26 protein-coding genes are annotated in these 20,800 nt (G+C 32.5%); 21 read left to right on the forward strand and 5 right to left on the reverse strand.

The genetic code is table 11. From position 1 onward, the window contains the following. The first annotated feature begins 16 nt into the window (after nt 1–16). A complete protein-coding gene (locus PSR12_RS09150; protein ID WP_221683171.1) occupies nt 17–886 on the forward strand; it encodes a DMT family transporter in 870 nt (289 codons plus the stop codon). 637 nt (nt 887–1,523) lie between these two features. After that, entirely contained in the window at nt 1,524–1,946 is a 423-nt protein-coding gene (locus PSR12_RS09155; protein ID WP_274772761.1) for a hypothetical protein, read from the forward strand. A 36-nt stretch (nt 1,947–1,982) separates the two neighbouring features. On the opposite strand, the gene PSR12_RS09160 is transcribed toward PSR12_RS09155, so the two are convergent. Further along, the gene (locus PSR12_RS09160; protein ID WP_274772762.1) at nt 1,983–3,056 is read right to left on the reverse strand and encodes a hypothetical protein; all 1,074 of its coding nucleotides are present in this window, start codon (nt 3,054–3,056) and stop codon (nt 1,983–1,985) included. Then, nucleotides 3,049–3,603, reverse strand: a complete 555-nt coding sequence (locus PSR12_RS09165; protein ID WP_274772764.1) for a sigma-70 family RNA polymerase sigma factor — start codon at nt 3,601–3,603, stop codon at nt 3,049–3,051. The genes PSR12_RS09160 and PSR12_RS09165 overlap by 8 nt, the downstream gene beginning before the upstream one ends. A gap of 164 nt (nt 3,604–3,767) precedes the next feature. On the opposite strand from PSR12_RS09165, the gene PSR12_RS09170 reads away from it, so the two are divergent. The 5 genes from PSR12_RS09170 (at nt 3,768) to PSR12_RS09190 (ending at nt 7,980) form a co-directional block, all read left to right on the forward strand. Further along, a complete protein-coding gene (locus tag PSR12_RS09170; protein ID WP_274772767.1) occupies nt 3,768–4,325 on the forward strand; it encodes a GNAT family N-acetyltransferase in 558 nt (185 codons plus the stop codon). A gap of 164 nt (nt 4,326–4,489) precedes the next feature. Next, nucleotides 4,490–5,089 (forward strand): hypothetical protein, encoded by a 600-nt coding sequence (locus tag PSR12_RS09175; RefSeq protein ID WP_274772769.1) that lies wholly within the window; start codon nt 4,490–4,492, stop codon nt 5,087–5,089. Nucleotides 5,090–5,139: 50 nt separating this feature from the next. Then, nucleotides 5,140–6,123, forward strand: a complete 984-nt coding sequence (locus PSR12_RS09180; protein WP_221683176.1) for a hypothetical protein — start codon at nt 5,140–5,142, stop codon at nt 6,121–6,123. Between the two features lie 450 nt (nt 6,124–6,573). Next, on the forward strand, nt 6,574–7,353 hold the full coding sequence (locus tag PSR12_RS09185; protein ID WP_221683177.1) for a DUF4085 family protein: 780 nt from the start codon (nt 6,574–6,576) through the stop codon (nt 7,351–7,353). Between the two features lie 402 nt (nt 7,354–7,755). Then, nucleotides 7,756–7,980 (forward strand): hypothetical protein, encoded by a 225-nt coding sequence (locus PSR12_RS09190; RefSeq protein WP_257521929.1) that lies wholly within the window; start codon nt 7,756–7,758, stop codon nt 7,978–7,980. Between the two features lie 245 nt (nt 7,981–8,225). Here PSR12_RS09190 and PSR12_RS09195 read toward each other — a convergent pair whose 3' ends face one another. Then, entirely contained in the window at nt 8,226–9,431 is a 1,206-nt protein-coding gene (locus tag PSR12_RS09195) for a site-specific integrase (protein ID WP_274772771.1), read from the reverse strand. 51 nt (nt 9,432–9,482) lie between these two features. Beyond that, nucleotides 9,483–9,956, reverse strand: coding sequence for a helix-turn-helix domain-containing protein (locus PSR12_RS09200; protein ID WP_274772773.1), 474 nt, complete (start codon nt 9,954–9,956; stop codon nt 9,483–9,485). Between the two features lie 131 nt (nt 9,957–10,087). On the opposite strand from PSR12_RS09200, the gene PSR12_RS09205 reads away from it, so the two are divergent. The 14 genes from PSR12_RS09205 (at nt 10,088) to PSR12_RS23825 (ending at nt 20,413) form a co-directional block, all read left to right on the forward strand. Continuing rightward, on the forward strand, nt 10,088–10,315 hold the full coding sequence (locus PSR12_RS09205) for a helix-turn-helix domain-containing protein (protein ID WP_274772775.1): 228 nt from the start codon (nt 10,088–10,090) through the stop codon (nt 10,313–10,315). Between the two features lie 23 nt (nt 10,316–10,338). Then, on the forward strand, nt 10,339–10,608 hold the full coding sequence (locus PSR12_RS09210; protein WP_274772777.1) for a hypothetical protein: 270 nt from the start codon (nt 10,339–10,341) through the stop codon (nt 10,606–10,608). A gap of 45 nt (nt 10,609–10,653) precedes the next feature. Continuing rightward, nucleotides 10,654–12,516, forward strand: coding sequence for a DNA primase family protein (locus PSR12_RS09215; RefSeq protein ID WP_274773451.1), 1,863 nt, complete (start codon nt 10,654–10,656; stop codon nt 12,514–12,516). 460 nt (nt 12,517–12,976) lie between these two features. Next, on the forward strand, nt 12,977–13,369 hold the full coding sequence (locus PSR12_RS09220; RefSeq protein WP_274772779.1) for a hypothetical protein: 393 nt from the start codon (nt 12,977–12,979) through the stop codon (nt 13,367–13,369). Nucleotides 13,370–13,809: 440 nt separating this feature from the next. Then, nucleotides 13,810–13,944 carry a hypothetical protein gene (locus PSR12_RS09225; RefSeq protein WP_274772781.1) on the forward strand — a complete coding sequence of 45 codons (135 nt, stop codon included), beginning with the start codon at nt 13,810–13,812 and terminating at the stop codon, nt 13,942–13,944. A 59-nt stretch (nt 13,945–14,003) separates the two neighbouring features. Further along, the gene (locus PSR12_RS09230) at nt 14,004–14,915 is read left to right on the forward strand and encodes a hypothetical protein (protein ID WP_274772783.1); all 912 of its coding nucleotides are present in this window, start codon (nt 14,004–14,006) and stop codon (nt 14,913–14,915) included. Continuing rightward, on the forward strand, nt 14,912–15,406 hold the full coding sequence (locus PSR12_RS09235) for an HK97 family phage prohead protease (RefSeq protein ID WP_274772785.1): 495 nt from the start codon (nt 14,912–14,914) through the stop codon (nt 15,404–15,406). Before PSR12_RS09230 ends, PSR12_RS09235 begins: the two co-directional genes overlap by 4 nt. A gap of 26 nt (nt 15,407–15,432) precedes the next feature. Next, nucleotides 15,433–15,744, forward strand: a complete 312-nt coding sequence (locus tag PSR12_RS09240) for a sigma-70 RNA polymerase sigma factor region 4 domain-containing protein (RefSeq protein WP_274772787.1) — start codon at nt 15,433–15,435, stop codon at nt 15,742–15,744. Nucleotides 15,745–15,755: 11 nt separating this feature from the next. Beyond that, on the forward strand, nt 15,756–16,397 hold the full coding sequence (locus PSR12_RS09245) for a hypothetical protein (protein WP_274772789.1): 642 nt from the start codon (nt 15,756–15,758) through the stop codon (nt 16,395–16,397). Between the two features lie 165 nt (nt 16,398–16,562). Continuing rightward, the gene (locus PSR12_RS09250) at nt 16,563–17,192 is read left to right on the forward strand and encodes a hypothetical protein (protein ID WP_274772791.1); all 630 of its coding nucleotides are present in this window, start codon (nt 16,563–16,565) and stop codon (nt 17,190–17,192) included. A gap of 329 nt (nt 17,193–17,521) precedes the next feature. Continuing rightward, entirely contained in the window at nt 17,522–18,307 is a 786-nt protein-coding gene (locus PSR12_RS09255; RefSeq protein ID WP_274772793.1) for a dCTP deaminase domain-containing protein, read from the forward strand. A gap of 5 nt (nt 18,308–18,312) precedes the next feature. Further along, nucleotides 18,313–18,675: a hypothetical protein gene (locus PSR12_RS09260; RefSeq protein ID WP_274772795.1), complete on the forward strand. Its 363-nt coding sequence runs from the start codon at nt 18,313–18,315 to the stop codon at nt 18,673–18,675. Next, nucleotides 18,662–19,762 carry an oxidoreductase gene (locus PSR12_RS09265; RefSeq protein ID WP_274772796.1) on the forward strand — a complete coding sequence of 367 codons (1,101 nt, stop codon included), beginning with the start codon at nt 18,662–18,664 and terminating at the stop codon, nt 19,760–19,762. The genes PSR12_RS09260 and PSR12_RS09265 overlap by 14 nt, the downstream gene beginning before the upstream one ends. A gap of 375 nt (nt 19,763–20,137) precedes the next feature. Continuing rightward, on the forward strand, nt 20,138–20,413 hold the full coding sequence (locus PSR12_RS23825; RefSeq protein WP_342456128.1) for a helix-turn-helix domain-containing protein: 276 nt from the start codon (nt 20,138–20,140) through the stop codon (nt 20,411–20,413). A 65-nt stretch (nt 20,414–20,478) separates the two neighbouring features. Here PSR12_RS23825 and PSR12_RS09275 read toward each other — a convergent pair whose 3' ends face one another. Next, nucleotides 20,479–20,706, reverse strand: coding sequence for a helix-turn-helix domain-containing protein (locus PSR12_RS09275; protein ID WP_274772799.1), 228 nt, complete (start codon nt 20,704–20,706; stop codon nt 20,479–20,481). Between the last annotated feature and the right edge of the window lie 94 nt (nt 20,707–20,800).

Genomic DNA, 20,800 nt, shown 5'->3' on the forward strand with positions numbered 1-20,800 from the left:
AGGAATTTGAAACAGTATGACAAATTTTATGTATATCTTTTGTTTAATTGTCTGGGGTCTTAATTTTATTGCAGTCAAAATTCAAGGAACGCCAGTCAGTTTAGAATTATCTTTAACCTATCGTTTAGTCATGACAGCCCTTTTATTTTTCATCCTTGCTTGGTTCTTGAAACCACAGGGTAAACCACAACAGCGCGATGTACCGTTTATCATCGTTTTTGGCGTTTGTAATTTTGCATTCAGCTATTTAGCACTGTATTATGCGACGATATGGAGCTCGGCTGCGATTGTCACATTAATTTTTTCATTAAAAGTCATACTAACACCCATCGCTCTACGGATATTTCTCAAGGAGCCATTGCATCGTCGTGTTTTAATTGGCGGCATTTTAGGTGTCATCGGCGTGGGGGTGCTGATTTATCCAGCTTTACATAATATCGAGTTAAAAGGAGTTTTGATTGCCTTCGTAGGGACTGTCCTGACAGCCATCGGAGATGCAAGCTCTGCCCGAAATGCCAAGCATCAAATAAACCCCGTTTATGCCAATGCCATTGGTTTTGCATTGGGCAGTGCAGTCATGTGTGCCATTGTTTGGCTACAGGGACAAACAGTCGTGATACCTAAATCTTTTACCTACTTATCGGCTCTCTTGTACTTAACGCTTATCGCATCCTTCCTCGCATGGTTATTTTACTTAAAACTAGTCGAACGAATAGGCGGGGCAAAAAGTGGCTATATGGTTGCGTTATTCCCCGTAATTGGCGGTTTTGCTTCAGTTGTCATTGGCGAATCAACACTTAGTATTTATTTAATTCTAGGCTGTCTTTTTAGCTGTATTGGGGCTGCGATTGCCTTAGGCTTTAAAATTAAGCCTATTTTACGATGAACGAAAACCCCTTTCGCTTCATAAACTAGATAAGAACGCTTGAAAAGGGTGAGGGACAAAATGTCATTCGTTCCATTGAATGCAATGGGTATCAGGAGAGAAAAAGATGAGGATCACTGGGACATTGATCGCTGGGAAAATGATGGTGGCAGAAGCTTAGAGGCGTGAGGGAGACAGAAATTTGTCTCCCTTTAAATATTTTTGAAACCTTTTGATCAATTGCTCGTATGATAAGTAGACAAGTTTTCATTATCAGCTATAAAAAAGGGAGAAATGATTTTTTTGAACCATTGAACAAAACGATTACTATTCATTATTTACGTGATTGTCATTGCGGATGCGTATTACACAACGCTCTATATTGAACCAAAAACACCGCCGCAACACCAAACCATCAAAGCAACAGCCATCACGGTAGACCAACTACGGTAGCAAGCCTCACAAAAAGAGGCGAACAGCCCGTCGCTCGAAGCCTTTTTCCTTCAAGCAATTTCTTCAAAGCGTGGCCCAAGAAATGGTGATGCAAGGAAATTTCGTCGAAGCACGAACTCAAAAGCGTGTCTATTTACACTATCAACAGCTACGTTGCTGACACCCTGTACATTTACAGGGTTTTTTTAATAGGAGGAGTAAAAACATGAGTATGGCAACCTATATAGGCTTCAATTTTCCAGTTGAAATACAGGATGACTATACAGAAAATGAAATTGACATAATTTATTTTTTCTCAGTAGAAGAGAATCGCCAAATTGTACAGGCAAAGCATTTTACAACACCCTATGTATATGAAATCGAAACAAAGGGAGAGCCCATTTGGCAAATGCATAACGAGAATAAAGTGTCTTCCCCACATAACTATGAAAAAGCCAAAAAAACTTTTCTTCATGTTTGTGACTTTCTAAAGAATTTCCTTCCCAAAGGAGATTATTGCGAAATCTATATTTGCTGGATAGGAGAAGAAGGGGAGGACCATGAGAAAAAATTCGAACTTTCGTTAGACCAACTGCCAGTAGATGAGGTAGAAATCGATGAGAAATGTTTGATGATGTTGAGAAACTAAAACCTTCAAACAGAAAAAAGATTGAAGCAATAAGCCTCAATCTTTTTTCTGTTTGCTAGGAAGCTGATAGCCCTCTAAGTCTGGAATAAATTCTTGTGGATCAATCGGCACATTCACTTCAAGCCTTTCTGGATGAACATAGCTTGTCAGCTCACCATTTTGGTCATATGTTTCACTTTTAACGAGAATGCCAGTATCTTTATCCACCCAAAAACGAAACGCTTCTGTCGTGCCTTTTAAATTTTCACTATTTGTCACCGTTTCATCCATTTTCCCAGCTAATACGATTGTATTATGACCTAACAACGCTTCATTTTGTTTTTCAATCTCCCAATGTTCCATATTTCTTAAATAACTAGCTGCTTTCTCATAAGCGAACAACGACATACTTGAACTTCCAAATGAAGGTCTTTCTCTCAATTTATTAGATGAAATAGGCGGATATTTCAAGTCAATACTAAAAGCTTGCTCAGGAGTAACTATGTCTCGTTTTGACTTCTGTTTCGTTTCACTAACTGTAGAAACTTTTTGTCCATTAAGTGCTGTATATTTTAACCAGCTCTTTCTGTTGTTATAATAATACTCCTGTGTATCGTTCTTGATTCCCGTCGTGTTATCATCTAAAGCGATTATTTTTTCATAGCCTCCAATTTCTTTTTTGGTACTTACTTTATAAGTAACACCTAATGTTCTAGTGGAATCGTCTTGAGAAATTTTATATTCTTCAAATTTTCCAGCTGCAGAGTGAAAATAATCGATCGAATTTAATAATTTACTCACGACTTCCTCTTTCGTCATATCCCCATAAAATTCTTCTTGGATCGGGGGATGATAAAGAGTAGTTTCCATTGTAGGTTCGTGTGAACGGTCTCCCTTAGCAACTGGTTGTTCTGTCAGCTCCGTGACCATAAAATAGCTAGCCCCTATAAGAAAAAAACCAATGACAGCTATAGGTAACAAATGATTGAAAATGGATTGAAATTGGGGTTGTTTCTTGTGACCTTTTCGAAGCCTCTGCCTTACTTTTTCTTTATGTTTCTCATTAAAATGAATGTCCTTGAATGCCGTGTCATCCAATGCCTTGCCTATATTTTTAAACATATCATTCATTTATCTTGCACCCCTCCATTGATTTTTTGAGCAAAAGGCGAGCCCTATGAAGTCGAGACTTAATGGTTTGTAAACGCAAATCTAACAAATCAGCTATTTGGTTATAGGACAGCTCTTCATAATAATATAAAATAATAAGTTCTCTGTACCGTATTGGTAGAGCAAGAATCTTTTCAGAAAGTAATCGTTTATCCTCCTGTCCGACTAATTCCAGCTCAGGAGATTTACTAGTACTCTTAATTTTTGAGAAAAATTCTGTCAGAACAATATTTCTATAAGACCAGCTTTTTAATTTATCTTTACATAGATTGACAGTAATTCGATATAACCATGTTTTATAGGAAGATTCATTCCTGAAATTATCTAATTGCTCATAGCACTTTATAAACACTTCTTGCGCAATATCTTCCGAAAGCTGCTTGTGCTTTATATACGTAAAGGCAAGACGTGCTATGTCATCTCCGTATGCCTTCATCAACCATTCAAGCCTCTCCTCCTTACTACATTCACTGCTAACTTCTATTGATGTTCTCACATGTTCAAGCATCTTCCACACCCTTTCAATTATTAGACGGAGTTGGTGCTATTTGGTTGTAATCAATTTACTATAATAACGAAGGATTTGTAATAGCAATAGAAAGAGAGTATGAGAGGTTTTTGTGTTATTATTCAATAGTAAAATGCTAATAAATGGTGAAAAAGGGGAGTAGTATGCATACACAATTCGAATTTACGGTTTTTCCTCAATTGGAAACAGAACGTTTTATTTTACGAAAAGGGATATTGGATGATGCCCAAGATATTTTAAGTCTTTATTCTAATGAAAATGTAGTGAAGTACCTGCCATTACCATTGTTTGCTTCAGTTGAAGATGCTATTGATGAAATCAATTGGTATGAGAAAATTTTTAAAGAACAAAAAGGCTTAAGATGGGTAATCGAGGAAATTCAGACCAACAAGGTGATTGGCACATGTGGCTATTTGAATTATGAAAAAGAGCATAATCGTATAGAAATTGGCTATGATTTAAACCCTTACTATTGGGGGAAGGGTGTGATGCAAGAGGCTTTAAGCATGATCATCCACTTTGCCTTTACATCCATGGGAATCAATAAAATCGAAGCAAAAATAGAACCAGAAAACATAGCATCTATCAAACTATTGGAAAAATTAAACTTTTCTCAAGAGGGCCTTTTGAGGCAACATGAATTTGAAAAAGGGAAGTATGTGGATCTCGCTATCTTTTCCCTATTGAAAAGTGAATTTTAGGTGGTTAGAAAAGTCGCACTCATTATGAGGGGTGGCTTTTTTTACTGCGAGATACATAGAAAATCAGCCATATTTCACGTATTTATTAAATGGAAAATATTATAAAATTAACTAATGTAAGGTATTGTTATAAGTAATGGATAACCTTCTAAGGAGTGAGAGAGATGAAGCTCATAAAAGTTGTATTGACAGGACTATTGATTAGTGGATTGTTAACAGGTTGTATCGAGGAAGAAGAAACGAAAGGCGAAAAGGTAAAAACAGAAGTAACAAAAATCAAACAAGTAACAACAGTAAACCCTTCGAAAATCTGGAAGGATGTTTCAACCCCAGAAGGCTTCAATAACTATGGAATTGAACCAACGTTGGAAGCATGGATTGCCTATCATGCCCAAGATATTAACAAAACAACAGACGTAGACGAATATTATCTAAGGGCAGATCGTCTCACGAAGGAAATGATTTATTTTAGGGTTCAAGGGGAAGACCTTCAAAAGGATTTTGAAAATTTAAATGTACTGCAGATTTTGATGGGACATCTGGATTATGTGATATCGGTAGAGAAACAGCAAGGTCTTGATACAGCTGAGTTCTATGGAAAATTAACTAAGTGTTTTACGTATTTCACTGAATTACTTCACGATCTCAACGTAATCATCAATAACGATGGCAAGGGTGAAACATATGGGCTCACACACCAATTAGACGGGAGCAAGGTGGACGAACTCGAAAAACTTCTTTATTCAAAGGCTGGTAAGGAGTAAAAGTAAAATAGATTTATTTACTATAAAGAAAAATATCAGGAGGAATATTTTTGAATAATAAACAACTAATTCCTACAAATGAAATTAAAGAAGAGTTTGAGGCCATTTTAGTAGAAAATGATAGTATTGCGCAATGTGTGATTCATTTAAAAAACGGCACGATCAAAAACAAACAACGCTTAGACACCCGCTATGACGAGTTTGCTTTGGATACTGTGAATAATGAATTTTGTTTTAGTCTAAAAGATAAAAATAGCATAAATTTTCATAGAATTAATCTTCAAACATTCAGTCAAATAAATGCGGTAACATTAAATTTATACAATTATTTTTCTTCTGAAGAACTTAAGGATGAAAGCTATTATTCCAAGTTAATTTACCTTAATCATCAATATTTGTTGTATTTTATTACGAAAAGAGAAATGAACTATGGACATCCTTTTTATCAATGTATTTTTTTAGTAGACACTTCAACAGGAGAGATAAAACAATTAAATCCTTTACTTCCAAACGGAGATAATTTACTAAGATTAGATACTTCCAAAAACATCTATCTAAGCAATCATAATCACTTTTTGCTGTTAAAAACCGGGAGAATTAGACCCTTTGAAAAACAATCAATGTATAAAAATGTAGATATTGAAAATCCTTATCATGACCACCTTGAATCTATTTATTTAATGAAGGTTTCATCTTTAATTGATCAACAAAATTTTAATAATGCAACACTGATATCTTTATTAAATTATTCAGGTGCTTCTGAAAAATTGCAATATGAGAACAATATTCTATCATACGTAGTATCTGATTTTACTAACAATACTAAAGAATTAATAAAACATGATTTGTTAATAGGGGATATTTCAAAGTTTCAAGATGATCAATTAATACGAGAGTATTTAAATGCTGATTTTGAAATATTACCAAACTACTATGATTATATCTCTATATTATCTAAACAGGATAATGCTAATACGTTTAATCTAATTGACGATGAATTGTCGTTTAATGTAAAGCTGGACGAGATAAGCTGAGAGAATTTTAATTTGTTATAAGCATCTGTAATGGAGGATGGATTACATAGGTGGAAGAATAAACCACTCTCCGATGAAGTGACTGCATAGGATAGATACAATTATTTTCATTAGGAAGCTGTTTGGCATAGATTCGATATCCTATCGGGATTCATGTCTGTTAATTTTGCTTTCATCCATGCTAATTGGTTGGAGTGATAAATGGAAATAGTTATCCAAATGAAAGAGTTAAGAGGTATTATTACATTACAAAGCAGATTAGTGGAAGTAAGATCTGAGAGGGGCTTGTGTATGAAGCGTTTAGTTATTGGCATTGTAATAATTTGGTTGATTTTATTGACCATGTGGTTTTTTACTACAGGATCGCCAAGTTAGGGTTTAATTAGATTATTAAGCTAGCGAGGTAGGTTAATGGAAAATTTATCTACTTAGAGAGACGAGGGTAATAAAATGAAATATTTTACTAAAGAATGGCATGAACTGTGTCAAAAAAATAATCTCCATCTGCATTTAGAGGAAGAAAAGCAAGCTGAAACATTCTCAGAAGAATATTTTCAACAGCTTTACGACTTTGAATTAAATAGTTGGCTTACTTTACAGGAAGAAGCTAATTTAATATTAAAATTTAATGAAACAGCAAACAGAGATGAAGATAATCACTATGAACCTTTTAATAAAGAGAAGGGAATAGAACAATTCCATGATATTTTCATACATAATCTTATGTATTTAAAAAAGCAATTACCAAAAACAATAGTAAAACAGATTGCAGATATAAGGGTGTTTGCTTTAGATAAGGCAACTCGTAATGTAATAAATGCTGTAACTCAACTTTGCGAGGAAAATAAAAGAATTGTAACTACAGTAATTGAAGATTATAAAAGATATATAAAAGAAAACTCAGCATTACTGGATATAGAAATTGATGGGGATTTTAGCTTCCATGATTGCAAAATTATAAAATCAATCAAGAATGATAAATCCTTAAATTTACTCCTTGATAACAACGGGAGTTATACAAATATAGATGAGGTCATATTTGAAAATTTTAATATTATCAAACAAGATAATTTGTTAGAAGATGCATGGTGGCTGTATGAGGAAATATATAAAGTGAATGACAAATATGAATTTCACGTTTTGCTACAAAATGAAACGATGGATTTAATTGATTTTATTATATCAGCTGAACAAATTTCCTTTATAAGTAATAAAAATAATCTTTCATAGTAAACTGAGGCGTTTTTAAAAAAGCCAATCCGTGATGGGTGGTCTTAATTTGTTTATGTATGATTGATTTATTAAAAGTCACATATCCAATCATAAATTTCTTAAAAAGAGTTTGAATTTAAATATGAAGGCATATTCCAAATTATGATATGCTTTTTTTTTTTTGAGGTGTAAACGTTCGTTTAGGTTGCTATTCAAAATAAGCTAACATTGACCTAACGTAAAAATCATACATATACGCCAGAAGGTTATAACAAAATTCTAGCATTTTTACTTTTATAGAAACTAGATAAATTAAATAGCCTTACTCACGCGTTACTTTACACACGTTGCAGTTTTAATCAGCCCTAATTTACATTTAACACCTCAAATTATTAAGTGAATAAAAAGGGAGGTATCTTATTGTTTAAAGAAGTTTCAAAACCTCAATTAGTACTATCTTTTTTAATGGTTTTTATAGGTTTCTCACAAGCATTTAACAACTGGGGAGAAAAGAGAGGTTTATCTTTATTCTTTTTAATTGCTAGTAGTGTACTTTTACTTCTTTCTATTATTGGTCTGATTGTTTATAGGAAAAGGCAAATAACGCTAAAGACTAAAAAGCTTCAAAGGGGTTCTGGGTTATAAAGAAAAAAAGATTGAAGCGATTAGCCTCAATCTTTTTTACTCACGCATTCCTATACATACGCTAGCCGTATTTTATTAGCCACACTAACATGTTGTAAAATACACTTGTTGCTCAAAATAGGGGATATTATCAGAGATGATGATATATCAATTGCATAGTCAACGTGCATTGCTTCTATTTTACGTTCGGTAAAATAATTGGATGCTTAGAAACGTTGATATATCTAGTGTTGAGAAGGTTTTGGCTATAGATTAGCCCCACTTTTAGCCCCATTTTCTTTTAAGCTTTGACTAAATACTGATATAGTGTGTTCCTCCATTTCCTGAAGAACATGTCCGTAAACTGTATGAATCATCTCAGGAGTATTTCCCAAACGTTCAGCAATTGCTTTAACAGGGATACCATTATTCATCAAAATTGTGGCATGTGTGTGCCGTAATCCATGTATTGTAGTCGCTGGAAGTCCGGCTGCTTTTACAGCACGATTAAATGTTGCATTTAACCCTGTTGAAATGAAAGGTTCACCAGTATAAGGTGAAATGAAAATAAAAGAGTCATCTTTTGAAATATCTTCATTTAATTTACGGCCATATGACAGCAACAAAGCTTTGACAGCTGTTCTATAACTCTTTAACTGTTGAAAAACAATATCGTCAACTTTTATGGTGCGCTCACTGTTTTGTGTCTTTGTGGTTCCAACACCGTTATTTCCTCTGTGACGCTCAATAGTGATTGTTCGGTTATCAAAGTCCATATTACGCCATTGAAGCCCCAAAGCTTCACCTTTTCGCATGCCAGTATAGGAAATTGTTAAAAATAAAGTATAGTAGGCTATATTTTCGTTACGCTTAAAATGATCTAGCAATACATTTAGTTGCAATGGTTTAAGGTAATTCTTTTCAGCTTCTCTACTTCTTATAGAGGGTAGGGCAACACCATATATTTTGTTACGTAATAAAATTTCATCTGCTACAGCTGCATTAATTGCAGTCCTAAAAGTCTTATGCAAGGAATGAATTGAATAAGGCTTTAATTTTGTTTCTAAGGCATTTATAAATACTTTTTGATAAATATTTTTATCTAGTTTTTGTATCTTATATGACCCTAGATAGGGTTTTAAATAAAGCTTTATAAAAATCTCACGTTGTTCAATTGTAGCAGGTTTCCATTTTCCTTTATTCATTTCAAACCAAATATCTAGCCATTGGCCAACAGTTAGGTTATCATTTTCTATATGTTTAGTTTCACCTCGCAGCGTTGCAGCCTTTACTTCCAGAAGGGCTTTCAATGCTGCTTTTTCTGTTTTAAAACCACTTTTTTTCTTCTCTTTCCGTTTTCCAGTTGCATCATAATACTTGTGTCGAAACATCCATAGCTTTTCTTCATTTGCATTGAAATAGTGATATATTTCAGGTTCTTTTGTTGATTTATATAACTTCACCTTGTCCATTCCTTTCATGCTTGGCGGCGTGTGTACAGGAATAGGTGAGTAATGTGGATACTAATCAAGAATTGTTTTAATCATTAACCGAAGTTTTTCCTGAATTTCATCTGGAAAAGGACCATCATCATTGAAAAAATAAAAACATCCTTCATTATTTGAATTTAGGTAAATTGGCATCTCAACATTATGATTAAAAGTTGCTTTAACAAATTCAGGTGATGTTGCCTCTTTTAAAATTTTTCCAGTTGAATCCTGATAGACTTCATCGTATACTTGCCAATCCATATTATAACCAGCTTCTTTCATAAGAAGGTTATATACTCTTAAAAATTTACTATCGTCATTACCTGATAAACCTTTGGACAGTTGTTTAATCATTGTAGGTTTTGGAGGATTTCTTCTTGAGTTCTCTAATTGTGAAAGATATGAGTGAGACGTATCTGATCGTTCTGCCAATTCTCTAATAGTTAACTTATGTTCTTTTCTTAAGCTTTTTAGACAAGTAGCAAAACTAATATTTTCTGTAGTCATTATAAAACCCCCTTTAAATGAAGTATAAATTAAAAACTTAAAAAAATAAACAAAAGTTAACCAATTTGGTTGCAAAAGTATAACAATGCGTGTTAGATTATAGATATAAATTGAATGAAGGGGGAGAAAAGGTGACGAAGTTATTATTGAAAAATAGTGATGAATTGCGTTCTCACATTGCATTAAAAGGGCACAGTTTAAAAAGTTTCAGTGATTTGTTGGGGGTTAATAATAATTATTTATCAGCTATCTTAAAAAAAAGAAGACATCCATCTCCAATGTTGGCTAAGAAAATCTCCAATGAATTAGATTCTAAAATTGAAGATTTTTTTTATACAGAAATTGTTCACAAAAGTTAACCAAAAATATAAGAGGTGAAAAAATGTTACCAGCACATATTGAGGTAAATCTTGATAAAGTAGCTATTCGACAATATATCGAGCAAAAATTGAATGAAGAGGTAAGAGAGGTTCTTTGGCTGGTCGATATAGACAAAATGGCTGATTTAACGTGTATGTCTCGTAGATGGTTAGAAGAAGTAATTATTTGTGATGTGCGAATGAGAGCAATTGAAATAAAAAAGAATCGCAAGCGATGGTGGCCATATCGACAAGCTTTTGAAATTATAAGTGAAATTACAAGTGAGTGGTGAAATTACACAGTTTGGCGGCGTGTGTACAGGGAGTAGGTGATTATAATTTATAAGGGATATTTACGTGGTAACGGTAAGCATGCTGCTACTGCATTCAAAGATGGTAGCAAGCTACTTTCTTACAATACAGCTAGATTAGAAAATTCTTATGTTGGTGTTTTAGCAGATGAATTTATTATGGTCGATGTTGATGATATAGACGAAGCTGAAATACTACTCGACATAGTAGAAGATAAGGATATTAAATGTTCTGTATTACAAACGAATAATGGCATGCATTTTTATTTTAAAGGCTATGATTTAACTGCAAATAAAATTAAATGGTATTCCAATATCGGTATTCTTTGCGATTACAAGTTAGGTATGAAAAATACTGCAGATCCATTGAAGATAAATGGACAGGTTCGCAAATGGCTCCGAAAGTGTGATGAACATGGTCCTATGCCAGCCTGGTTATCTCCATATAACAAGAAAAATCCAAACTTGACTAAGTTAACTGATGGTGACGGACGTAATGACAAACTATTTACCTATATTTTAAAAATGCAGTCCCAGGGAATGGCCAAGCAAGACATTAAAGAAACAATCACTATTATCAACAACTATATTTTAGAGGAACCAGTTGATAAGGGTGAATTAAATATTATTTTACGTGATGAAGCATTTATGAAAGAGTCGTTTTTTGTGAAAGGTGTTTTTCATCATGATAAATTCGGTGATTTCTTAATAAATGAACATCACATTTGTAAAATAGCGAATGTGCTGCATATATATCACGATGGTGTGTATTCGGATCGTGAGGAAGACATTGAGCGAATGATGGTTAAACATATTTCATCATTGACCAGGGCTAGACGACAAGAAACATTGGCATATATACAGCTCAACGCAAAGGAAAAACAGTTTGCTTCAACACAATACATTGTTATGAAGAATGGTGTTTTTAATTTAGAAACATGGCAGCTGCAAGACTTTTCACCTGAGATTATTACACGCAACAAAATTCCAATTGCGTATGTGCCAAGTGCTTATTATGAAGTAACGGACCGTACTCTAAATAAAATTGCGGTCCATGATAAAAAAATACGGTCCATCCTAGAGGAGATATTGGGTTATTCAATATTAAGGGATTGTCGTTATTCTTATTCATTCATTTTGACAGGTAACGGCTCCAATGGTAAATCATCATATTTAGAAATTTTAGCTGCACTTGTCGGTGAGAATAATCTTTCGTCATTAGATTTAAAAGAATTGGACCAACGATTTAAAACAGCTGAGTTATTTGGAAAGTTAGTCAATATTGGTGATGATATTTCAAAAGGATATATTAAAGAATCATCTATTTTTAAAAAGCTTGCAACTGGTGAACGTTTAAACGTAGAGCGTAAGGGAAAGGATCCGTTCGATTTTAAAAACTATGCAAAACTGATCTTTTCGGCCAATGAAATGCCACGAATTAATGATTATAGTGATGGATTAGTTAGAAGGTTATTCATTGTCCCTTTTAAAGCAAAATTTGATATTTCAGATGAAGATTACGATCCGTTAATCAGGCAGAAATTAATTTCAGATGAATCGATGCAATATGTGTTGACTTTAGCTTTAAATGCTTTAAAGCGGTTGCTTGAAAATAAAGGATTTACAAAATCAAAAGTTGTAGAAAAAGAGCTACAAAAGTATCAAGAAGAAAATAACCCAATTATTAGCTTTGTTACAAATGAAGATGTGGAGCTGGAGCGATCTGTTGTTGGTGATGTCTATTTACAGTACAAGGTTTATTGCAGTGAAAATGGATTTAATCCAGTGAGTAACATTAGCTTTAGTAAGCAGATTAAACAACTTTTCGGTTATGCTACTAAGCAGCAAAAAATAGACGGTAAAAATAAACGCATCTTTGTTAGTGATTAATTTATAAAATGCGCTACCTTTTTAACGAATAAAATACCTTTTTCATGCGTTTGATATTTTCCCTAGGGAAACACGTTGATATATCAAGGAAGTTTTAAAAAAAGTGATGGAATTTCCATCACAAAAACGACTGAAAATTTACTGTTTTACATGGTTTTCATTAAAAAAATAGGTTAAATGCGTTACCGGTAACAGGTAATTGCTACCTCACAAGTCTAGTCATGTCAAGGGTTCAGAGATAAGTAACAGATGGTAGCAGATAAATTCAACTTCTTTATATTTTATATATTTATATAAGAATATTTTTTTATCTTATAAAAGAAAAATAGGGGGTAAATGTGCTACCTTTTTTAATCTAAAATCATGAGAAACGTTGATGTATAAGGGTTTATGAGGGTAACAGATGGTAGCAGAAGGTAACGCATTTAAATAACATAGGTGTTCTATTGGGGTGAATTAAGTGGAGTTAAATGAAAATAAACGAATAACTAAAGTAATGATTCAGGATGCAAAACGTAAAAGAGAAGAAATGTTTTTGGGAATGAGTGATAAAGAAATTTTAGCTTATGTACCAGCAAATAAAGGTTACTTCTACGAATTTGAAAGAAGATCAGATATAGGTATTTTTATTCCACAATGTTGTATATGTGGTGGACTGCATAAACATGGTCAGGAAGTATATAACGGTAGACGTGTAACGATGTGTAAATTAAAAGGCCTGGTTGGAAGTGATGAAGTCATTCCACATAATTATTGTATTAATATCGATTGGGATGATTTAGATAATATCAGATTGGCTAATAAGTATGGCATTAAGATACCAGTGGAAGTTGATAAGAAAGAGGCAAAGTGATGAAAGAGATACGATGCACTAAGTGTAGGAAGCTATTACTCAAAGCAAATAAAGAGTATGAAGTTAGTACGAATGATTGTGAGTTAGAAGTGCAATGCACACGATCAGGCTGCAAGACTATCAATCGATTCAAAGTTAAATAATCATAGAGACTCATGAAGTCCAGTAGCAGCACAGTGATGTGTATGTTATTGGGCTTTTATTTTTTGTCACACTTAGGTGATAGCCCCCCTACCAAATTAAAATATTGGCCATTTTGCTGTAGACCGTATGAGCATACAAACGCGCACCTCAAGTTGATTTTTTGAAAAAATTTTTAGTGTGACAAAAGGCAATAAGCAATATATAGCCTGGGTTCATGCTACTTAGAGAGGTATACCATTTTGTCACACTTGTCACAGCACTCCATTGTGACAAAGTCCTGAAAGGAGGTGAGGATTATGAGACAAATTGAACAGGCTTCTATGTTTACAGAATCACGTGCAGCTGCTATTGAAGCGTTTAAACGCGAAAAAGAGCTTTATGAAAAGCGACATGCACTAATTATTAAGATTAATAAAGTATTGAAGAAATAACCCAACAATGGGCGTGTATGATTGTGTACACGCTCCAATTTCAAGGAGATGAAATAAGGATGATTGAATATAAAGCATTAGTCGATAAATTACCTAAAAGAGATCGAGAAGCATTTTTAAAGATTGAAGAAGAATACTATGCCTCTAGTAAATTAATGCAACACAAGAATGAGAATATGCGCCAACAGGCACAAAAGGTATATATGGAGAAAACACATGCCTTTACAACAGCACTGTCACTACTTAAAAATGGAATGTTTACGGCTGACGGTCCAAAAAGACCACAATTAAGTAAAGCAGAATTGTTATCGCAATCTAAAAGCAAAGACCTTTTAAAAATGGTCCCTTCATTTGCTGAGTTACTAATGTTAGTGGATGATAAGCCAGCTTTAATAGAAAAAAAGGAGCAAGCAATTAAAAAGATCCAGGAAGAAATTAAACAATTGGAAGGGATTCAATTAAATAATAGCTATAGTTTACTTAATCCTAAACGATTCTTTAACAAACTTTCTTCAGAAGAATGTGCGAGGAAAATTGAAGAATTACAACGTAAAATTTCCAATGAAGAAACTGAAATTAAGAATTTGCAAGCTGTAGAATCTATTGAACTGTTTGATGTATCTAAAATCTCAACTGAAATGGAGTTAGTATTAAACATTTCAAAAAGTAAGCTCGATGAAATGGGTGAGAAAGTATTAACTGCGCAAAAGCAATATTTTGACCTTTTGAAACAATATGGCGGGATAAAGAGGTCAGCAAGTCATTTTAGCAATGAGATTAAAAACACCATTGATAGAGAGTACCAGAAGGTAGCAGCTGCTTCACAAAATCCACCTTATCCAAACCAACCAAGTAAAAGGTTTACCATTCCTGTAAAACTGGAATTTGATCCACGTATTAGGGAAGGACATATTGAACGAATTATTGATTTTCACGGTCAAATCACAAATGAGGTTATGAAACGGCCATGACAAAACCCTTAGTTATTAGTGGATACGCGCTGTGTTGGAATGAACAAGCGTGTATCCATGATGACCAAGGGGAATTTTACGAACAGTTCCTACCAGGCTCCTTTATAGACTCTATAAAAAAACGGAATCAAACTGTTCTATATTCCCACTTGAGTTCCCTAGATTTTGCTAGTGCAGAAGCTGGACAACTTACATTATTTGAAGATGAAAAAGGGCTGTCATTTCGTATTGAATTAGAAAATAGCCATGAAAATCGTCTACTTTACAACTTAATAAAAGATGGACAATTAAGTCACGTTTCAGTAGGATTCAAAAATGCAGAATATAAAGAGACAAAAAGAGGAAGTAAAAAGTTTAGGTTAATACAACGTGCAGATTTAGTAGAAATAAGTATAGTAGAGAATCCAGCTTATAAAACATCTAGTGTTCGAGTTGGATGCAATAATAGACTGTTAGAGTTAATTTCTAAAATTGATAAGGCATTGTTTTAGGAAGTCATTAAAAGGTGGTTTCAAATATGTTTTGGTTAAAAGATTATGCAAGTTTGCTGGAAAAGTTCGAGTATTTACAGTTTAAACTAACGGATCCAGACCTAAATGAACAAGAAAAGCAAGATACAGAAAATCAATTACAATTTTGTGTAGAACGAAAAGCACGGTTTGAGCAGCTGGTTTCTAAATTTGAATCATTGGAACAAAAAATCTTACACCGTAAATATGTAGAAGGAAAGACACTGGAATCAATAGCAAATGAATTAGAATATAGCGCAAATTATATATATAACAAGCATTCGGAAATTCTAAAAATATTACGGTTTTATGAAAAGTGAGGTGATGGTCTGTGAATCTAGCAATGATTAACGAAGAGTTTGGAGAGCAAATAGCAACCATTACAGCTGGTACAAGGTATGAAATAAGTAGTGTATCGGATAACGATGTTCCAGTTATGGAAGCCAGGATCCGTAACACCATGTATTGCTTGTGGAAGGATGCAACGTCAAATGAGTTGGCCAAGTATTTAAAACGATCAGCGGAACAATACTTTCAGGAATTGTATGAGTTTTCATACGGTGTTACCTCTTATGATGAAAATGTAAGTATAACTAAAGGAACCGAACGACTCGCTTTAATGATTATTGCGGAGAAAGAGAACAGGAAACGTCAAATAGACCGCTTAGAGAGGGGATATGAGCGTTTTTGCTCTATTATGGATAGTTTACCCACACAAGATGTGGAAGTGCTACAGCAGTACTTTATAGAGCGAAAAAAGGTTGATTATGAACTATTACGTGAAGTTGTGAAAAAGCATCTTAAATTCATTGAGACATACTATGATTCAGACACAGAAGCTGCAGAGCAACGTTCAAAAGAAATCAGTGCAGATATCGAGGGTCCAGCTCCAAAAGTAAAGTCGATAACGGTGCAACAGCTGGAGAAGAATAGGAAAAGAGCAATGAAATCTTTAAATAAATTGTTTATATAGACACTTACCTTTGGGTAGGTGTTTTTTTATAAGATAAATGTACGTGAATCGCTGGAATGTGTTTGTTACTACTAAATTGGTAGTCTCTTTTTATATCAAATTTGTATTATTGGCATAACATTCTATTTATCCTATGATGTTGGTAGATAGGAAGGTGAATGGAAAATGACTTTTGGTGACAAAAAAGAACAAAAAATTATAGGATTTTCTTTGGTGGAAAATGGTGCAGATTCTATAAAAAACGCACATGCTTGTATTGAAAAAATAGATGAACTTGTTGAAGGTGTTGACCATACTTTAAAAGATGCTGTAATTTTTTTGAATCATGGTATAGAAATTCTATTGAAAGTAATGTTAGAAGAGAGAAATTCTGTTTTATTGTTTAAAAATATTGAAAAGTATCAAAAGGCAAAAATAATAATGAAAAAAGAAAATAAAAAGGATATCTTTGCTGCAGATCCGGAACTACAGACTGTTACTTTAAAAGAATCGTTAGATCGTCTAGAGTATATATGTGATGTAGAAATAAATAGTAAGATGAAAAATGCTATTTTAGAATTAAATAAAACAAGAAATAGATTAATGCATTCTAAGTTGAGTCTATATGAACAAGAGTTTTATAAACAAATTGATGTTTTGAAATTATGTTACAATGCAGTTTGCGATTTTTTTAATAAACATATAAAATCTTTTAATATTTATATGACTGAAGCTCGGTTTGAATTTACTAAGGAAGAAGAAAGAGAATTTTATGAAGCGTGGTCAGAAGCTGAAAAATTACCTGTGTTTGATTAAATGAAAAAATTAAAGTCACATCTAACAAGGTGTGGCTTTTTATTATGCCCGCAAAGTCCGGTGGATGTATCGAATAGATCTTACCTGTAGAACTATAAATTGTGGAGCAAAAACAACTCAAAATAAGTATTTTATATTCAATAGCAATCATAAAAAGAAAGCCGATTCAAGAAATACTTGAGTCGGCTAATCTATTTTTATACTAAATAAGTCTCATGTGATTATAATGCTTTGTTCACAGTAATTTTAATTTATATAAGTTAATGAACTTCCACTATTTACATTTTGAACGTATAATTGTAATTGTTTGAAAGGTGGAGTTATTAATAATGACAACAATTGGGACATTAAATGATCAAGATATAATCAATTTTTGCGCACAGGGACAATTAATAACAGATAATTTTTCTGAAAAAAATGTCAAACAAGCTTGCTATGAATTAACTGCTAGCAATATATATTATGACATTTCTAACTCACATCAAAAATATAATTTGAAAGATAATGAATACATCCTTATTAAACCCAAACAAATTGTAGTAATTCTAACTGCAGAAACTCTATACTTACCAAATGATATGTTAGGTAGAATTTTAACAAAAGGAAAGCTTTTTTCGATTGGTCTGTTACCTGTTAATACCTATGCAGATCCAGGTTTCCAAGGGAAACTAGGTATAGTTTTTACCAATATTTCGAATAATTATTTGAAAATTAATCCAGGTGAATCTATTGCTAAGATTGAATTTAACAAATTGGAACTTGCTGTTACTAGACCTTACTCTGGTCAACATGGGTATGAAACAGGCATTTGGCCAGTACCAACGGAATACATTATGTCATCAGAAGAAATAAAACATGATAAAAGAATAAAAAATATCTCTACTGAAATTGAACTTTCATACGGTAAAAAGTTCACAGGCGTAATAAAAAGAATCCAGCAATACGAGCGTAGGTTCTTACTTGCTAGTATTTTATACTTAATATTTACTTTAATATTAATTGGACTATTTTCTGGTACTGATTGGCTTAATACAATTACTACAGTAATAGTTGGTTTAACAGTAAATATTATTTATGGGGTAACGGCGTTTATTGTAACTCAATTTAAGGAGTGAGTAGTTTGGATATTTCAAAACTAGTCGATTTACAGAAGGAATTTGATGAAAATCATGGTTGGAGTCACAATAGTTCTTCTATATCTGAAAAAATGGATTTTATTAGTAAAGATATAATTGGGTTAGTTGGAGAAATAGGAGAATTCTCAAATTTAATTAAGAAATTAAACCTAATAAATAATCGTTTTTCAGAGGACGAATTAAATGAAAAATTTACTGAACTTCACCCTGATCTTAAAGAAGAATTAATAGACGCATTTATTTATCTTATTAGAATATCTTCACATCTCAATATGGATATAAGTAAAGAGTATTTACGAAAATATAATATTAATAAGGGAAGATTTAAAAAATATGAAAATAAATAATATAGAAAATCCATTAAAATTTTCGTACGATATTAAAGGATTGAATATCCCATCTCGTTTCTTTTTTGCACCAATTAATACTGGATTATCAGAAAATGGAACATTAAAGGAAGAATTTTTCGATTTTTATAAAGAAAGGTCTCATAGTTCTATTGGAATAAATTACATTGGGAATGTAGCGATTGATCCAAAATATGTAACGAATTCTAATACAGCTTATTTTACCAATCAAACTAATCAGTGGGAAAAGCTTGTAAAATCGATAAATAATCGTGGATCTGTTCCAGGTATACAAATTGCTTGTCGGAATTCATCACTTATACCTATTCGTAAAATGATTAACAATAATGTAGAAGAGTATTTAAATACTGTTAGAACTGATTTAATTAATATACCAAAAGAAGAAATACAAGATATTATAAATAAATTTATTAATACAAGTATTAAAGCAAGTAACTTGGGTTTTAATGTAGTCCAGATTCATGCAGCACATGGGTACTTTCTTTCTCAACTTATTAGCAAAAGTATAAATTTAAGGGTTGATGAATACAACGCTTCAGATTTATTTTTTTTAAAGGCCATTATTAATGGTATACGTGACAAAAAACCAAATTTAATTATTGATTTAAGAATTTCATTTCTAGAAGGTATTAACAATGATATACATGAAAAAAAAGAAAAAGAAGTTTTAATTAAGAAACTTATTGATTTAGATATTGATATTATAAGTTTTTCAAATGGAATATACGATATCAATAAACAATTAATTTATCCTATTGAGCAGTGGGGACATGCATGCTTTATACAAAATATAATTGATTATGCGAACAAGTATCCAAACATTTTATGGAATTATGCGGGTAATATTTGGGATATAGAAAAATTAGGTTTAGAAGAGCTTCCAAATAATTTAAGTTTTTCTCTAGGAAGATCATTAATAGCCGATCCTTTATTTGTTGAAAAAAGCATTAATAATAAAACTCACTTTATTAATAAATGCGAGTATAAAAACAAATGCCATTACTATTCTCTTAATCTAAGTCATATAGGTTGCCCAGTTTATGAATTAAATAAAAATATAAATTAAAAGCATTAAATGTGTTCTCATTTTGAACTTTCTTAAATTACAATGCAGTTTGTTAATTTAAATATAAAACACATAGAAATGTTTCTCACATATATGTTAAAGAAAGACGTTATGGGTGGTGGTCATAATTGTTATTATGCTTTTAATTGTCCCACCGCAATGTCCTACCGTTGAAATGCTGAAATCCATTGTGAGAGTAAACATGAACTGGTCAAATTTAAAACTTAATCATTTATTCTTTTAATCTTTTAAAACATGCTCTTAATAATTAATATATATAATCTAGCAACTGCAGAAATGTGGTTGCTTTTTGTTTTTCATTTTATACAACTTAAAAATTGGCAATGATAATATAAAAACAATTGGAGCGTGCCAATGAAACAATATTTGAAATTAGAGTTATTATTAGAGCTACCGGTTGATCTAGAAGTTGAATTAATTAAGCCTCCTACAACACAAGGTGACAATCCTATAATTGTGGAACCCAATAAAAAAATGACGATGTCAGTAGAAGAATTAGCAGAAGAATTACAAATAAGTACCTCTACTATTTACACGATGGTTCGTCAAAATGAGATTCCGCATAAAAAAGTTCGTGGCCGTATTTTATTTCATAGACCCACTATTGAAGAATGGTTAATGAATACCTAATGAAATAATTTAGAAAATCTTAAAAGGACACCCGGGTTATTGGGCGTCCTTTTTATGTGTTGATCTTACTTTGTGGAATCTGGAGTGAATTCTAGTAAATCTGATAGTTTACATTCAAAAACTTCACATAGAGTTATCAAGGTTTTTAAATTTGTTGATTTCATCTCCTCTTCAGTCCCTTTATACAATCGATTAATAGCATTTCTACTAAGTCCTGACTTTGCCATTAATTCTGATATTCCATCAATACGATGCTCAGCCATTAAAATTCTTAAATTTGATTTTATAGCCATTACAATACCTCTTTTTTAACTTTAATTATATCACTTTTGAAGTTAAATAGTTTTTGAAAATATTAAAAAGTAACCTTGAGAGGTTAAAATTTAA

It is taken from the genome of Lysinibacillus sp. G01H, assembly GCF_028872195.1.
Taxonomy (GTDB): domain Bacteria; phylum Bacillota; class Bacilli; order Bacillales_A; family Planococcaceae; genus Lysinibacillus; species Lysinibacillus capsici.

Bases quoted from the DNA above. Each gene is read 5' to 3' on its own strand.
- PSR12_RS09150 (WP_221683171.1), top strand. From the start codon at position 17: ATGACAAATTTTATGTATATCTTTTGTTTAATTGTCTGGGGTCTTAAT.
- PSR12_RS09155 (WP_274772761.1), top strand. From the start codon at position 1,524: ATGAGTATGGCAACCTATATAGGCTTCAATTTTCCAGTTGAAATACAG.
- PSR12_RS09160 (WP_274772762.1), bottom strand. From the start codon at position 3,056: ATGAATGATATGTTTAAAAATATAGGCAAGGCATTGGATGACACGGCA.
- PSR12_RS09165 (WP_274772764.1), bottom strand. From the start codon at position 3,603: ATGCTTGAACATGTGAGAACATCAATAGAAGTTAGCAGTGAATGTAGT.
- PSR12_RS09170 (WP_274772767.1), top strand. From the start codon at position 3,768: ATGCATACACAATTCGAATTTACGGTTTTTCCTCAATTGGAAACAGAA.
- PSR12_RS09175 (WP_274772769.1), top strand. From the start codon at position 4,490: ATGAAGCTCATAAAAGTTGTATTGACAGGACTATTGATTAGTGGATTG.
- PSR12_RS09185 (WP_221683177.1), top strand. From the start codon at position 6,574: ATGAAATATTTTACTAAAGAATGGCATGAACTGTGTCAAAAAAATAAT.
- PSR12_RS09195 (WP_274772771.1), bottom strand. From the start codon at position 9,431: ATGGACAAGGTGAAGTTATATAAATCAACAAAAGAACCTGAAATATAT.
- PSR12_RS09200 (WP_274772773.1), bottom strand. From the start codon at position 9,956: ATGACTACAGAAAATATTAGTTTTGCTACTTGTCTAAAAAGCTTAAGA.
- PSR12_RS09210 (WP_274772777.1), top strand. From the start codon at position 10,339: ATGTTACCAGCACATATTGAGGTAAATCTTGATAAAGTAGCTATTCGA.
- PSR12_RS09225 (WP_274772781.1), top strand. From the start codon at position 13,810: ATGAGACAAATTGAACAGGCTTCTATGTTTACAGAATCACGTGCAGCT.
- PSR12_RS09230 (WP_274772783.1), top strand. From the start codon at position 14,004: ATGATTGAATATAAAGCATTAGTCGATAAATTACCTAAAAGAGATCGA.
- PSR12_RS09235 (WP_274772785.1), top strand. From the start codon at position 14,912: ATGACAAAACCCTTAGTTATTAGTGGATACGCGCTGTGTTGGAATGAA.
- PSR12_RS09240 (WP_274772787.1), top strand. From the start codon at position 15,433: ATGTTTTGGTTAAAAGATTATGCAAGTTTGCTGGAAAAGTTCGAGTAT.
- PSR12_RS09250 (WP_274772791.1), top strand. From the start codon at position 16,563: ATGACTTTTGGTGACAAAAAAGAACAAAAAATTATAGGATTTTCTTTG.
- PSR12_RS09255 (WP_274772793.1), top strand. From the start codon at position 17,522: ATGACAACAATTGGGACATTAAATGATCAAGATATAATCAATTTTTGC.
- PSR12_RS09265 (WP_274772796.1), top strand. From the start codon at position 18,662: ATGAAAATAAATAATATAGAAAATCCATTAAAATTTTCGTACGATATT.
- PSR12_RS23825 (WP_342456128.1), top strand. From the start codon at position 20,138: ATGAAACAATATTTGAAATTAGAGTTATTATTAGAGCTACCGGTTGAT.
- PSR12_RS09275 (WP_274772799.1), bottom strand. From the start codon at position 20,706: ATGGCTATAAAATCAAATTTAAGAATTTTAATGGCTGAGCATCGTATT.